Source organism: Pontibacter actiniarum (assembly GCF_003585765.1).
Lineage (GTDB): Bacteria > Bacteroidota > Bacteroidia > Cytophagales > Hymenobacteraceae > Pontibacter > Pontibacter actiniarum.
Window position 1 is genome coordinate 2,535,135 of sequence record NZ_CP021235.1, and the last position, 14,209, is coordinate 2,549,343.

Annotated in this window: 9 protein-coding genes; 7 read left to right on the forward strand and 2 right to left on the reverse strand. The window is 54.4% G+C overall.

Annotated elements, in window-relative coordinates; translation table 11 throughout:
- The first annotated feature begins 19 nt into the window (after positions 1-19).
- From CA264_RS11045 to CA264_RS11055, 3 genes are read left to right on the forward strand one after another with little or no spacing between them, the layout of a single operon-like run.
- A complete protein-coding gene (locus CA264_RS11045; protein ID WP_025607137.1) occupies positions 20-1,231 on the forward strand; it encodes an exo-beta-N-acetylmuramidase NamZ family protein in 1,212 nt (403 codons plus the stop codon).
- Positions 1,232-1,233: 2 nt separating this feature from the next.
- On the forward strand, positions 1,234-2,163 hold the full coding sequence (gene fmt / locus CA264_RS11050; protein WP_025607138.1) for a methionyl-tRNA formyltransferase: 930 nt from the start codon (positions 1,234-1,236) through the stop codon (positions 2,161-2,163).
- Between the two features lie 5 nt (positions 2,164-2,168).
- Positions 2,169-2,654, forward strand: a complete 486-nt coding sequence (locus CA264_RS11055; RefSeq protein ID WP_025607140.1) for a dihydrofolate reductase — start codon at positions 2,169-2,171, stop codon at positions 2,652-2,654.
- 65 nt (positions 2,655-2,719) lie between these two features.
- On the opposite strand, the gene porU2 is transcribed toward CA264_RS11055, so the two are convergent.
- Both porU2 and CA264_RS11065 read right to left on the reverse strand, forming a co-directional pair.
- On the reverse strand, positions 2,720-7,708 hold the full coding sequence (gene porU2 / locus CA264_RS11060) for a putative type IX secretion system sortase PorU2 (protein WP_162912078.1): 4,989 nt from the start codon (positions 7,706-7,708) through the stop codon (positions 2,720-2,722).
- 44 nt (positions 7,709-7,752) lie between these two features.
- Entirely contained in the window at positions 7,753-8,850 is a 1,098-nt protein-coding gene (locus CA264_RS11065; RefSeq protein ID WP_051364418.1) for a putative type IX sorting system protein PorV2, read from the reverse strand.
- Positions 8,851-9,132: 282 nt separating this feature from the next.
- Here CA264_RS11065 and CA264_RS11070 point away from each other — a divergent pair, with 282 nt between their 5' ends.
- The 4 genes from CA264_RS11070 (at position 9,133) to CA264_RS11085 (ending at position 14,186) form a co-directional block, all read left to right on the forward strand.
- Positions 9,133-9,471 (forward strand): PadR family transcriptional regulator, encoded by a 339-nt coding sequence (locus CA264_RS11070; protein ID WP_025607144.1) that lies wholly within the window; start codon positions 9,133-9,135, stop codon positions 9,469-9,471.
- A 2-nt stretch (positions 9,472-9,473) separates the two neighbouring features.
- Entirely contained in the window at positions 9,474-12,014 is a 2,541-nt protein-coding gene (locus CA264_RS11075; protein WP_025607146.1) for a PspC domain-containing protein, read from the forward strand.
- A 109-nt stretch (positions 12,015-12,123) separates the two neighbouring features.
- Positions 12,124-13,029, forward strand: a complete 906-nt coding sequence (locus tag CA264_RS11080) for a DUF5694 domain-containing protein (protein ID WP_025607148.1) — start codon at positions 12,124-12,126, stop codon at positions 13,027-13,029.
- Between the two features lie 128 nt (positions 13,030-13,157).
- Positions 13,158-14,186: a serine hydrolase domain-containing protein gene (locus tag CA264_RS11085; RefSeq protein WP_084196206.1), complete on the forward strand. Its 1,029-nt coding sequence runs from the start codon at positions 13,158-13,160 to the stop codon at positions 14,184-14,186.
- Positions 14,187-14,209 lie beyond the last annotated feature (23 nt).

Consider the following 14,209-nt stretch of genomic DNA (forward strand, 5'->3'; position numbering starts at 1 on the left):
GACTTCTACCTCACAAACTATGACACACCCTTACCTACTTCTGTCCGCATCAATGCTGCTTACTTTCGGCAGCTGCACTTCTAAACAGGTAGCTACCACAGCGGCCGTACAACAGCAAGCCCCCGCACAGGAGGCGAAAGCCCTTAAAACGGGGGCTGAGCAACTGGAGTTGTACCTGCCACAGCTGCAGGGCAAGCGCGTTGGCCTGATCGTGAACCAGACCTCCACCATAGACGACACGCACCTGGTAGACACCCTCCTTAGCCGCGGCGTTGAGATCAAAACAATCTTTGCCCCGGAGCACGGCTTCCGCGGCGAGGCCGATGCCGGCGCCCACATCAAAGACGCCAAAGACTCTAAGACAGGGCTGCCGATCATCTCGCTCTACGGAAAAAACAAGAAGCCGCTGCCCGAGCAGGTAAAGGACCTGGATGTGCTGCTGTTTGATATACAGGATGTCGGCACCCGCTTCTACACCTATATCAGCACCATGCACTATGTGATGGAAGCCGCCGCAGAGCACGGCAAAGAGGTCGTGATTCTGGATCGCCCTAACCCGAACGGCCATTACGTAGACGGACCGGTACTGGACATGGATCAGCAGTCCTTTGTGGGCATGCACCCGATCCCGATCGTGCACGGCCTGACCGTTGGCGAGCTCGCGAAAATGATCAACGGCGAGAAGTGGCTGGAGGGGCAGCGCCAGGCAAAGCTAACGGTGATACCGATGGCCAACTATGACCACGACATGCCGTATGAGCTGCCTGTTAAGCCATCACCCAACTTACCAAACGCACAGGCTATCGCCCTGTACCCTTCCATCTGCTGGTTTGAGGGCACCGATGTTAGTGTTGGCCGCGGCACTCCCACGCCGTTCCAGCTTATCGGCAGCCCGTATTACCAGAAGAAGGATTTCAGCTTTACACCGGTTAGCACACCGGGTGCCACAAACCCGCCGCACAAGGATGTGGTTTGCTACGGAAAAGATTTAACAGATGTGGCCGTGGCAGACAAAGTAGACCTGGCCTACCTGCTGGAGATGTACAACAACTCCTCCAACAAGGACAAGTTCTTTAACAACTTCTTCGATCGCCTGGCCGGCACCACCAAGCTTCGCGAGCAGATCAAGGCTGGCAAGACCGAAGCCGAAATCAGGGCAAGCTGGGAGCCAGCCCTATCCAACTATAAGAAAACCCGTAAGCAGTACCTGCTTTACCCAGACTTTAGCTAAGTATGACCCAGGATTTACGCATCGTGTTTATGGGTACGCCGGATTTTGCCGTGCCTACCCTGCAGACACTCGTGGAACATAAGTATAATGTAGTAGCCGTGATTACCGCACCCGATAAACCGGCGGGGCGCGGCCAAAAACTCAACCAATCGCCGGTGAAGGAGTATGCTGTGGCACAGGGGATACCTGTGCTGCAGCCGACCAACCTCAAGTCAGAGGCTTTCCTGGAGGAGCTGCGCAGCTACAGGGCTAACCTACAGATCATCGTGGCTTTCCGGATGCTGCCGGAGGTGGTGTGGGCAATGCCTGCGCTTGGCTCTTTCAACATCCATGCCTCGCTGCTGCCGCAGTACCGCGGTGCCGCACCTATCAACTGGGCCATCATCAACGGGGAGCGGGAAACGGGCGTCACCTCCTTCTTCCTGAAACACGAGATTGACACCGGCGATTTGATCTATCAGGAGCGCGTACCTATCCTGGAGGAAGACGATTTCGGCTCGCTGTATGAGAAACTGAAGAACAAAGGCGCAGAGCTTGCGCTGCGCACGGTGCAGGCCATCGAGCGGAACGAGGTGCAGCCACAGCCGCAGGTTGTGAGTGCCGAGACAAAACACGCCCCCAAGATTTTCAAAGACACCTGCGAGATTTACTGGGACCAGCCAGCCGGGCAGGTACACAACTTTATCCGTGGCCTTAGCCCATACCCAGCCGCCTGGACCAGGCTAAACGGCAAGACCTTCAAAGTTTTTAAAGTAGAGACTCTGGAGGATGCGGCTTATACTTCAGCACCAGGCTCCATCCACACCGATAACAAGACGTTCCTGCACATCCAGACGGCAGCAGGCGCCATCGCTCTACTTGACCTGCAGATGGAAGGTAAAAAGCGCATGCCGGTTCAGGACCTGCTGCGGGGTTACAGCTTTGACGTATAACGCGTATGATCTCTATCGTAGTAGCCGCCGCCGAAAACAATGTGATCGGCAAGGACAATGACCTGATCTGGTACCTGCCCGCCGACCTGAAGCATTTCAAAAGCCTCACGATGGGGCACCCGATGCTCATGGGCCGTAAGACCTACGAGTCTATCGGGAAGCCGCTGCCGGGCCGCACATCCATCGTCATCACCTCCCAAAAAGATTACGAGGCAGCGGGGTGCATTGTGGTGCACTCGCTGGAGGAGGCTATAAAGAGAGGCCTGGAGCTCGACACGGACATGAGCGTTATCGGCGGAGCCAGGATATACAGTCAGGCACTCCCCTTTACCGATAAGGTGTTCCTGACACGGGTGCACGCCAGCTTCGACGGCGACGTGTATTTTCCGGAGCTGCCGGAAGACGAATGGCAGGTAGTGGAGCAGGAGCATCACGGGCCGGACGACAAGAACAAGTACAGCTATACTTTCCTGACGCTGGAAAGGAAGTAATACAAGTATAAAAAGAAAGTGCCGCTGATGAAGCGGCCCTTTCTTTTTATACTTGCGGCACTGGTTTAGCGCAGGATGTAGAGCTTACCATAGCCGTTTTTAAAGGCACCGTCGCCAAAGGTGTTGCGGTGCTTCATCTGCTCCTCTCCCTTGCTCATGATCACGCGGTAGAGGTAAACACCGTTAGCCAGTTTATCGCCATAGGTATCGGTTCCGTCCCAGGCATACTCTGTCTTGTTATTACCGATACGCAGCGGCCCCAGCTCCTCTTTCATGATTTCCTTCACCACTTTACCGGTTATGGTCAGGATCTGGATCTTCATGTGCTCGGGAATCGTGCTGCCCGTGATGGTAAAAATAAAGTTTGTCTTCGTGGAGAACGGGTTCGGGAACGGGTAGAAGTTCGACACGCTTGCCTCACTGATCACCTCAAACCCGATGCGGTACGGCGACACGCCTGACTCCTTGCCTGCCGCATCCCTGGCACGAACCTCCATTTTGTAGATGCCGTCCATCAGTTTGGCCGGTTTGTACTCCAGCTTAAAGTCCGCGGCTTCCGTAGCGGGCGCATAGGTTACCTCCGGGTTGCCCATCAGGTCAATTTCCTGCTCCTGCCCTTCAGGCGAAATCAGGATCATCGTCATCTTGGAAGGGTCCTGCAACAGCACGTGCTGGTTCTCGTCTTTCACTGTCACGCTGATCAGCGGGCTCGGCGACACAATGTCCCCATCCAGAATATGGATGCCGTCGAACGCCACATCCATGATCGGGTGCAGCTTAGACTTCACGCTGAAGCCTACTTCGTACACGTTGTTAAAATACTCCTGCTCCGGTAGCAGGCGCGGGTTCACGTATAGGCTCAGGCTGTAGTCGCCTTCAAAATCCTGGGTCTGGAAACTATAGCTGAACTTCACCGTCTCATTCGCACCCACGGGCTTTATTTTAAAGCGCGTGGTAGTTGGCTGGTTGCCGTCCCCGGAGAGCGTGACCTCCACTGTTACCGAGTCTGAAAAAGCCGTGCTGGTTACGTTCTGAAAAGCCATTGGCACCGTTACACTTCCTGCGTTGGCCTGTTGCGTCAGCTCCTCCCGGCTGGCATTCACCAAATCAGGGCGAATCACGCCTTCGGGCACTCCTTTGTAGATCACGAACCACTCCTTCAGCTGTGGAGAGGTACGGGCTACCTCGTCCTCCATGTAGGCTTTCAGGCGTAGGTTCGGGAACTGTGTTGCGTCAATGCCGGACAGGTCGAACTGCTTGGTAGTGACATCTTCCTGCAGCACGGTTTCCTCGCCGGCTGCATTTATGCCAATCAGGCTCAGCGTATACTTATCGTCTCCTCCCTGGTAACGCTCAATGTTGTGGTGAAGCGAAGCCCATTCAAGCGCTGGCCCGATGACGGTAGAGGTAATCGTACCCGATGGGCGGTTAGACTCAAGCGTAACATCAAGGTTGATCTCCTGGCTGTTTGCCGGTGTGCCACCCACGCGGTCAGCTTCCTCTTTTGAGTAGCTGGTCTCCTGCGCCGTGCCGGCCGCCTGCCCCTTCTGCCCCACAATCGCGAAAGGGTCTCCCGTCTTCAGTTCATCGATAAGCGAGGAGCCTATACTTCTGAAAGCTGCTTTCACCTCTTCTGAAAAAGAAGAGAAAGGCACGTTGTTGATACTGATAGCCGCCACATAGTACCCCTCCGGCACCGCATTTAAGAAGTCTGCCGTCTTCTTCACATTGGCTGCTACAGACAGGTCGCCGGTGTCAAACTCCGCAATATAGGGACAGAAAGCAAAGTCACCAAGCGACGATATAGGCTCCAGGGTGCTGTTGTTAAACACAATAAAGAAGAATCTGCTTCTGGAGGAGCCGTTCGGGTTGCCGCAGAAATAGCTCATGTACTGGAAACCATCGACGAACAGGCCGTGCGGGTCTTCATCAAATCGCTTTGCTCCCCCAACTGTTTTGATATTGATAAACTTCCTGGTGGGTTTAAAGTCCCAAAGCAACTTGTTGTCCTTTAGCTCTTCGAAGCCGTTCAGCTTTACCTCCTGAAACTGAGCGTACTGGCTTTGAGACCAGCCATTCTTCACCTTGTCAATATACCTGAACGAGCTCTCCGCCCAAACCGTGTCTTCATCAGTGCTGTACTCGTCAAACCTGGCCCTCCAGTAAAAAACGGTGCTGTCTTTTGCTGAGGCCGGCAGGCCATAGTCCAGAACGGCCAGTATGCTGTTTCTTGATACCGCCTGCTTCGTTAGCAGCGGGCTGTTGAATTGTGACGTGGTGTCAACCTCAAAATAGTACCCTTTGTTAACGTCTTTTACCGTAGTCTGCGCCACTAGCTGTACGGTCCTTTCTCCAACAATAGCATAGTTGCCTGGCGACACAGCCCTTAACCCGCTGACAGGGAAATAGTATTGGAACGTTGCGGTGTTATTCGTTTCGTCCAGCTCGTCAATTTCACCTGATCCGTCCAGCATCACCTCAAACGCGTTCATCCCGAGCGCATTCAACCCGCTGTTGGGTAGCTTCAGCGAAAGGGTACGCTCTTTTATGATCGGCTCAACGGTAAACGGTTCCAGGCTGACCAGAGAATTATCAGGCAGTGTTCTTTTAACGCTAACCGTCAGCTCTTCCGGAATCGCTTTCCCCAGGTTATCTGCCGTAAAGTTTATCAGCACAGAGTCCGAAGAAGCAGTTGCCGGATTTCCTTCCAGGTCGGTGACGCTAAAGCTATTCCCCTTCACATAGTAGTCAGGCTTGATCGGGCTGTACAGGGCTAAGGCAGGATCTCCCTGAAGAGCCATCTCCAGCACCATGGCAATAATACCGTTGTTGCTGTAAGACATCTGCAACACGTCGCTTATCACTTTCTGCTGAATTCTCCCCAGCGATTTTCCATAGTACTCCTCGTTCTGGAAAGCAGTTTGATAGAAGTTGTAGCTATAGATGTGCAGATACTGCAGCAAGCCCGTGCCCACGTGGGCGATAAGCGCTACCGCCCCTTTGTCCTTCGTCTTCAGCCAGTCCTCCCCAAAGGAGACACTGTTCGGAACAAACATATTCCCGAGGTTACACCCGTTGATGAGCATCACCGGGTACTTGCCTTTGTTTTGATACCCATTGACAGCAGTGGAGACATAGCCAATATTTAAATCCGTTGTACTGGTTGAACTGTGGCCGAAGAACGTCAGGAGAGACACCCCACTGTTGATCTCTTTCGAGATGTTGAGAGTTTCCACAAACTCGCTTAAGTTCTTTCTGTACTTTTCTTCCACTGTAGCACCTAGTAGAGGGCCTTCAGCAATAGCCGCATAGCTCTCCAGGTAGTTCGCGATCTGGGTCATGTGCTCCACAGAGGCTCCCCCACCCAGCTGCATGATCTTTTTCCTCCACGGCAGGTTTTCTGCTAGCGCTTCGTACTCCTTTACTTTATCCAGGTAGTTTTTAGCCTCCAGAGGAGTGGTTACAGCCACTCTGCCTACCGCCACTGTTGGTATGTAGTTGCCATTTCTGAAGTCTATGGCGTAACTGAGGTCGGAGCCAGGGTAGCCAAAAACAGGCACGATATCCAGCGCACGTGACGCAGCGGACCGATAGCTGATGCGGTTAACCTCAATGCCTTTCCCCAGTATCAGCATGTGCTTTGCTGGCGCAGCGCTTCCCATAAAGCGAGTAAAGTGCTTCACGCCCATAGGAGAGAACTCGCCATAGTGAAACTGGTTCACCAGGTCATCCACGTACACGATCATAGGCGCATGCTTCCCGCCTGCCTCGGAGGCCCTGTATGCGGCATAAGCCTCAGGCACCGGCTGATTGCTGCCCTCCGGCACCTGCATCATGGCCTTACTGGTTAAAATGATGTAGTTCGCACTGTTTGCAAGGTAATTGCTGAACTTTACGGTGCTGGACTTTGCTGGCAGCAACGCCCTTTGCAAGTCCGCCAACAGCACTTTATGGGTGGCTTGGTTCTCTGCACGCACCACAAATCCTTTTCCATTGTTTACAGCCTGGCCCGGTATTCTGGTAACGTCCCCGGAGGCAGTCACATCGTAGGCGACGGCACTTGCCGGTGCATTTGCGAAATAGAAATAGGGGCTGGCAGAGCTCGTCGAATCTGTGTAAAAGACAAGGCGACCGCTCTGGGGCAAAACAGACTTCTGCGGATAGGTGGCCTCCACGTAGGCCAGGCTGACCGCATTACTACCTGACTGTGGCGCCAGCTGCACCGTTAGCTGGGCCCTAGTATCAATATCGGTCAGCTTAAAATTACTTTTGCCTTTTATAAAACTGTAGCTGCCCATGGCATGGCTGGCAAGTTGCCGCACGGCTTTCGAGGGCTCCACCACATTGACGTTAAAATTATGTGAGGCGCTTCCGACACCAACGACGGCGTAACTGAGGTAAGGAACAGGCCCCGCCGGCTCTACATTCGAAAAGGCCGGCAGCGCAAAGTTTACAGCCTTTGCAGACCAGGATGAGAAGAAACCTTCGGCGGCATCCATCCACGGCAGATGACTTTCTGTGTGCACCTTGCCCTCACTGTACTTGTCTGTTTTCACCAACAGGGCTTTTTGCAGCAGGTAACCCTGCGGGGTACGGCCATCCACAGCGGGGTTCTCCACACGCATGCGCTTGTTGGCTCCGGCAGGGTTTACCGTCAGAAAGTAGGCGGCCGTGTCGGTATACATGCTATAGAGCTGGTGCACCTGGTGCTCAGGGTTCTTGTAGAGCCCCTGGTCCAGCACGCCATCGTTGCGCTCGCCATAAAACTCCAGGTAGTCCTGCTGATCCAGCCTTCCGTCTTCCTCACCGGCTACGTAAACAGCCACCTCTTTGCCCCGACGGAACAGCTGCAGGTGCTGCGGGTTCACGTTCTCCAGCCCCAGGCCGCTCAGGTAGGCGTAGTCCAGCTTATACAAGCCGTTTTCCACCACCTGCAGCTTGTAGTAGGTTTTAGAATAATCAATCCACTCGTTGCCATACACTTCCTGCGCCTGGGCGGCGCCTGGTGCAAGGCCTGCCACCAGAAGCAGAAGTACAGTTAGGAAGCGTTTCATGTCAGAAAATTTATACATGGGGTGTTTGGCTACAACTTTAAACGTTAATCAAATGCATATCCAAGGGACACAATAACCGAGGAGGTGTTCGTGCTGCCGACAGCGTTGCTCTCGCTGTTGCTGATGCGCGACAAGGCCAGGTCCAGGCTCAGCCCATCGGTTTTAACACCGATGCCGAAGTTCGGCTGGATGCGCTTGGTGGTTCCCCCGTCAAAGTTGGTCGTTTCCTGGTAGTTGTTGAGGCCACCGCGCACGAAAACCGAGTTGGCATAAGCCAGCTCCAGCCCCACATGCGGGTCCACCGACACCACGTCGGATTTGAGCAGCACGTTACGCTTGCCGTCAAAGGTGAAGTCGATGTCTGTGGCCAGCACGGCCGACAGTTTATCGGTGAACTGAAAGGACCTGCCCACGCCAAGTATAAGCCTTGGCAGTGTCAGTTCGGTGGTGTTCTCCGGCAGGTCGTTGCCGGTTTGGAGATAGGCCTCCTCCAGCTCCTCAATGTTGTGGGTCCAGGCGGTGAAAGTGGTGGTAATATCTTTGGCCATCAGCCCGAACTGCCAGTTGCCCCGCTGTAGCTGGGCCCCCACATCGATGCCGAAGCCATAGGCATCGGCAAAGTCGCCCACGTTGCGGTAGATGACTTTGGCATTGGCCCCCAGTTGGAGCCCCTCGATCAGGTTGCTCTTGCGGGCGTAGGAAAGCAGCAGGGCATAGTCGGCAACGGAGAAGAAGCGAATACTGTCGTACTGGATGTAGCCGTACTCATTCTGCAGACGGCGGGTGTCGGCAATATCATCCACACCCACCCGGATCAAAGAAACGGCCAGGGCGCTGCTCGAGTCGAGCGGCATGGCGAAGCTGGCGTAGTCGTTTTTGGCAATACCCGCAAACAGCTCCGAGTGCATCAGGCTCACGTTATACTTGTGCGGCAGGCGCAGCAGCCCGGCGGGGTTCCAGTAGCCGGCGGTGGCGTCGGTGGCCAGGGCCGACTGCACATTGCCCATCCCCAGCGCGCGGCCCCCTACCCCGATGTTCAGGAACTCATTGCTATACTTTGGCGTGGACACCTGAGCCTTTGCCCCCGACCACGAAAGCAGTAACAGCGCCGCCAGCAGGCAACGAAGTAAAAAATTGTTCATCCTTGATAGTATCGTTATATCACCCGCAAAAAAAAATTTTTATTGCACTTCCACAAAGGCCGCCTCCTGCGGCACTTCCCACTTTTGTGCCCCCTAAACATACTACAGGCACTTTTAGTTGACTCCCGTGCTAATTTATTTTAATCCAAAATTACTCATTTATAATAATAAAACGGCATCCGGTTAACCATTATAAAAAAAGGGCGTAAAGAAAAGCAAACAGTACCTTGCGTTACATAGTACCTTATTATATCTTTGCCTCAACATTATAACGGGATCATCATGAAAGTAGAAAACACACAAGTGCAGATGAGGAAGGGAATTCTTGAGTTCTGCATCCTGGAGATTATCTCTCGTGGTGAAGTTTATGCGTCCGATATGCTGGAGGAGCTTACAGCGGCCAAGATGATCGTTGTGGAGGGTACCCTCTACCCCCTGCTCACCCGCCTCAAAAACGCAGCGCTTCTAGAGTATAACTGGGTAGAGTCCACCTCTGGCCCGCCACGAAAGTACTATAAGCTCACCGAAACAGGCCGCGAGTTTCTGGAACAGCTCCGCAACACCTGGTCCGAACTAGTTGACTCCACAGAATACATTATCCGAAACAAGAAAGCCCAGTAATTATGAAAAAGAACATAAGTATAAACTTGCAAGGCATCATCTTCCAGATCGAGGAAGATGGGTATGAGCAGCTTAGCCGCTACCTCGCCTCCATCAGAACGTACTTTTCTAACTATGAGGGCCACGAGGAAATTGTAGCCGACATTGAGGCTCGGATCGCTGAGATCTTCTCTGACAGGGTATCGCCGGCTAAGCAGGTGATCACGCAGGAGGATGTGCAGTACCTGATCGTGCGCATGGGCAACGTGACGGACTTTGAGGTGGAGGAGCCGCTGGAGGCCGAGGCCTACACAAGCGCCGGAGCCGCCACAGGCGCAGCAGGCGAAGGGGCCGGCGCCGGCGAAGCCTACGCCGAGGCAGGCCCTAAGAAGCTGTACCGCGACGTGAACCAGAAAGTGATCGCCGGCGTGTCTTCCGGCCTGGCCAACTACCTGCGCGTAGACCCGCTCTGGATCAGGCTGTTCTTTGTACTGCTGGTGCTGCTGGGCGTGGTATCGGCCGGTGTATCGGCCGCCACAGGCATTATACTCTACATCGTGCTCTGGATCGCCATGCCGGAAAACGATCACCTGCCCGAAACAAAGGTGCGCAAGCTGTTCCGCGACCCGGAGGACAAGAAACTGGCCGGTGTGGCTAGCGGCATCGCCAAGTACTTCGGGGTGGATGTGGCCGTTGTGCGGCTGCTCTTCCTTATCTCGATCTTCCTGGGCGGCTTCGGCATATTCACGTACATCGTGCTGTGGATCGCCATGCCCGAGGCCGTTACGCTTACCGAGCGCATGCAGATGCAGGGCGACCCGGTGACGCTGGCCGGCATTGAGCGCACCCTGAAAGACAACCTGAACATGCGCGACAGCAACGGCGAGGAAAGCCAGCTGGCGAAGATCATCCTGCTGCCCATCCGCCTGGTTGCCCAGGTAGTCAGCTGGCTCGGCAGAGCGCTTGGCCCGGTCCTGGCCTTTCTGGTAACCCTTGTGCGCATCGCAGCGGGCGTTATCCTGCTGATCGTGTCGATTGGCCTTACCGTTGCCCTCTTCTCCACGCTTTTTGTTTCCCTTGGCCTTGTAGATCAGTCAGAGTATATGGTTTTAGGTGATTTTCCGGCCTCCGTGCTTCTCGGGGGCTTTCCCAGGCTCGGACTGGTGGCTGGTTTCTTTGTAGGGCTGATCCCCATCTTGCTGCTGATGGTGCTGGGGGTAAGCCTGCTCATCAAGAGAACCTTCATGAGGCCAATCGTAGGCTGGTCGATGTTTGGTGTGTGGCTGGTGGCGCTGTTCACCATGATTGCGACTATCGCCCTTTACAGCAGCAACTTCCGCCGCAGCGGCGAGGTAATCACCTCCAAATCGTTCCCGGTGGGCAACATCACTACCCTGACCCTGGATGCCTATGATACGGGCCTGAACTACGACAACATCTACATTGATGTGCAGGAAAGCAACAGCCAGGACGTAGAAGTGCTGCAGCGCGCCGAGGCCAAAGGACGAACGGAGGAAGAGGCCAAGCAGAACGCGCGGATGATCACCTACCGCACCGTGCTGAACGACTCCACCCTGCGCTTCGACGACAGCTATGAGTTTAAAGAGAACGCCTCCTTCCGCGACCAGGAGCTGAGCCTGGTGCTGAAACTGCCAAAGAACAAGCCGCTGCGCCTGACCCGCGAGTTTTCCTACTTGCTGCCAAGCGCCGCCCTGGAAGGGGATTACAGCCGCGATAAAATCGTGCGCAACACCTGGCAGGTGAGCGGCGACCGCTTGGTGTGCCTTACCTGCGCCTCCGATACGCTGGATGTGGACACAGACGAGGACTTTGACAGCGCCCGCGGCGGTTTTGACGCAGACATCGACATAGATGAAGAAATGGGTTCGGTTGAGATGCGCGGCAGTGTGTTGCTGAATGACAGTGAGTACAGCTCCAACGCGCGCACCTTCGACTTCCGCAACTTCAGCCGTGTGACCGTTAGCGGCCCTTACCACCTACAGCTGCGCCAGGGCAACACCCACAGCGTGGTTATCCGTGCCGCCGAAGATGAGATGCGCCGCATAGAAGTGGACCAGAACGGGGAAGAACTGGAGATCAAGACACAGGAAAAGTACTTTAGCCTGTTTGATGAGCGCGAGCCGGTGCTCATCCAGATCACGACGCCGAACATCAGCAACATTGAGCTGAACGGGGCCATCAAAGCTGACATGGGCACCATCAACTCAGACAAGCTGCGCATGAGCTTTTCCGGCGCCACCCAAACCATGGCAAACCTGGATGTGCGCGACCTGCGTGTGGACGCCTCCGGGGCCACCATCAGTAAGTTTGTGGGCAAAGCCGACCGCTTCGAACTGGACGCCACCGGCGCCTGCGGCATAGACGCTGATAAACTGCAGGCAAAGTATGTAGATGTGGACGTGACGGGCGCAGGCGTGGCCGAGGTTTTTGCCACCAACACGCTGCGCGCCGATGCCTCCGGCACGAGCCGCATCGTTTACCGCGGCAACCCCGAAGACACCATCATCGACAGCTCCGGCCCAAGTACGGTAAAGCGCCGCTAAGCCCGGAACAAAGTATAGGCTGGCTGAGTCTTTGGCTCGGTCAGCCTCCTCTACCCCCATCCGCCTTTAGTACAAAATAAAACTACACTGCCTCACCTCCCCCCTCTCTATGAAAAAAACTATACTCCTGCTGCTTCCGCTGTTTTTCCTGCTGGCGTGTGCCCCGCAAAGTATAAACAGCCACAGCGCTCCTCTAGCGGCACAAGCCGACAGCCCGGACAAAACCCAGCTACTGCTGCTGGGCACCCTGCACTTCAACCAGTTCCATGACGCGGGCAGTGCGCACGGCAATTTTCTGAGCCCGGAGAGGCAGCAGGAAATCGGGGATGTGGTTGCACTGCTAAAGGTGTACAAGCCCGACATGATCCTGATTGAACGGACGCCGGGCGAGCAGACAAAGTATGACAGCCTCTTTCAGCAGTTCAAACAAGGCAGGTTAAACCTCGAGGAGCTGGAGGGCGGCACTGGCGAAGTATACCAGTTCGGCTTTAAGCTTGCCAAAGAGCTCGGCCACGAAAGGGTGTACTGTGTGGACTACTACGAGAGCACCTCCCAAAGCCTCATGAGCTCCGGCACGAACATAGCGGTTTTTGAGAACGGGCTGCATAACTTCCAGCAAACCGCCAGAGGCGTTACGGCAGCTTTCATGGAAGGGGATATGACGTTCAGGGAATTCCTCAGCTTCCTGAACACACCCGAAACCATCACACTCTCGCACCGCCAGTTCTTCAACCTGCCCGCCTATGTACAAAACGGCTCTTTCAGAAGCTATGAGGGGCTCAACAGAAGCGAGATCGACACCACCCAGATCGGGGCGGAGTTCATTTCGCTGTTTTACGAGCGCAACTTAAAGATCTACTCCAACCTGCTGAACGCGCAGCTAAAGCACAAAGGCAAAAGGCTGCTGCTTATCATGGGCCAGACGCACATTGGCGTGCTGCAGGACATCGCTGAAAACAACCCCGACTATGCCATCGTGAACGCAAACCAGTATCTGGGCAGCAACATCCCCTAAAATGCCCTGCCTCGACCACGCGCAGCGAACGGCTATACTTGCTTTATAGGAGCACCGGCAGCCAAGCTGGCAGTGTTAAAGCTGCAGTTCTGCTCCGAAAAGGTGTAGGCCTGAAACCACATAAAACTATGAAAATGGTAACTACCTTAATTCTATTGGCCACCCTCTTGCTGGGCTGTAGTCAGCCACAGGATATTGGCGCTTACCTGACAGAGCTACACGAAGGCGGAAAGCTGAACGGGAACGTTTTGGTCATGCAGAACGACACGGTGCTTTACGAGAGCTCTTTTGGCTATGCAGATGGCGGAAGAAAGCACCTGCTAACGCCCGCGCACCGCTTTGCTTTAGGCTCTATCCAAAAGGAGTTTCCAGGCGTCGCGATTATGCAGCTCAACGAAAGAGGGCTTCTTTCGCTCGAAGACAGCCTGTCTCACTTCTTGCCTCACCTCCCTTGGTGGGCAGATAAAATCAGCGTCAGAAACCTGCTGCAGTACTCCAGCGGGCTGCCCCACGTGGACTGGGAGGCCCGTTTTGAAAAGGGAGTAGCCAGGCAAACAGAGATTTTACAGGATCTGTCAAAGCTAGAGGAGCTAGAGTTTGAGCCCGGAACCGACTATCTGTACTCCAACTACAACCCTCTGTTGTTACAGAGTATTGTAGAAAGCCTGTCGGGAATGCCTTTCAAAGCTTATGTGGAGCAGAACATACTCCTTCCTTTTGAACTTGACGGGATCGTGATCAAGGAGGAGTATCCCTACAAAAACACAGAGTTAATGGCGATTCCATTTGATGAGGACTTCAAAGTGGATGACTACCAGGTGGAGTTGATGACCGTTTGTTCCTCGGCCAGAGGCATGTATACTTGGTTTAGCAGGCTCGACGACTACAAGATCATCACAAAAGAGTCGATGAGGCAACTCTCCGAGGAAGCCATGGAAGGCGATAACATTCAGGCGCCTCTGGGACGGTGCGACTGGGAGGACGGTGACATCAAACTACATTTGCACCACGGCAACTCTAAAAATTACGAGTCCTTGGTACGTCATTACAAGAAGGATGGGCTTGTAGTTGTCCTGCTAACGAATCAGGAGCATGAGAACCTCCATGATATCGCTGATAACATCTATGCGTTAGCACAAAGAAAGGGAGCAAAGTAAGTACAAGGCAGCTGCCAGACAAG

Excerpts from the sequence above, each read along its gene's own strand:
- CA264_RS11045 (WP_025607137.1), top strand. The coding sequence starts at position 20 with ATGACACACCCTTACCTACTTCTGTCCGCATCAATGCTGCTTACTTTC.
- fmt (WP_025607138.1), top strand. The coding sequence starts at position 1,234 with ATGACCCAGGATTTACGCATCGTGTTTATGGGTACGCCGGATTTTGCC.
- CA264_RS11055 (WP_025607140.1), top strand. The coding sequence starts at position 2,169 with ATGATCTCTATCGTAGTAGCCGCCGCCGAAAACAATGTGATCGGCAAG.
- porU2 (WP_162912078.1), bottom strand. The coding sequence starts at position 7,708 with ATGAAACGCTTCCTAACTGTACTTCTGCTTCTGGTGGCAGGCCTTGCA.
- CA264_RS11065 (WP_051364418.1), bottom strand. The coding sequence starts at position 8,850 with ATGAACAATTTTTTACTTCGTTGCCTGCTGGCGGCGCTGTTACTGCTT.
- CA264_RS11070 (WP_025607144.1), top strand. The coding sequence starts at position 9,133 with ATGAAAGTAGAAAACACACAAGTGCAGATGAGGAAGGGAATTCTTGAG.
- CA264_RS11075 (WP_025607146.1), top strand. The coding sequence starts at position 9,474 with ATGAAAAAGAACATAAGTATAAACTTGCAAGGCATCATCTTCCAGATC.
- CA264_RS11080 (WP_025607148.1), top strand. The coding sequence starts at position 12,124 with ATGAAAAAAACTATACTCCTGCTGCTTCCGCTGTTTTTCCTGCTGGCG.
- CA264_RS11085 (WP_084196206.1), top strand. The coding sequence starts at position 13,158 with ATGAAAATGGTAACTACCTTAATTCTATTGGCCACCCTCTTGCTGGGC.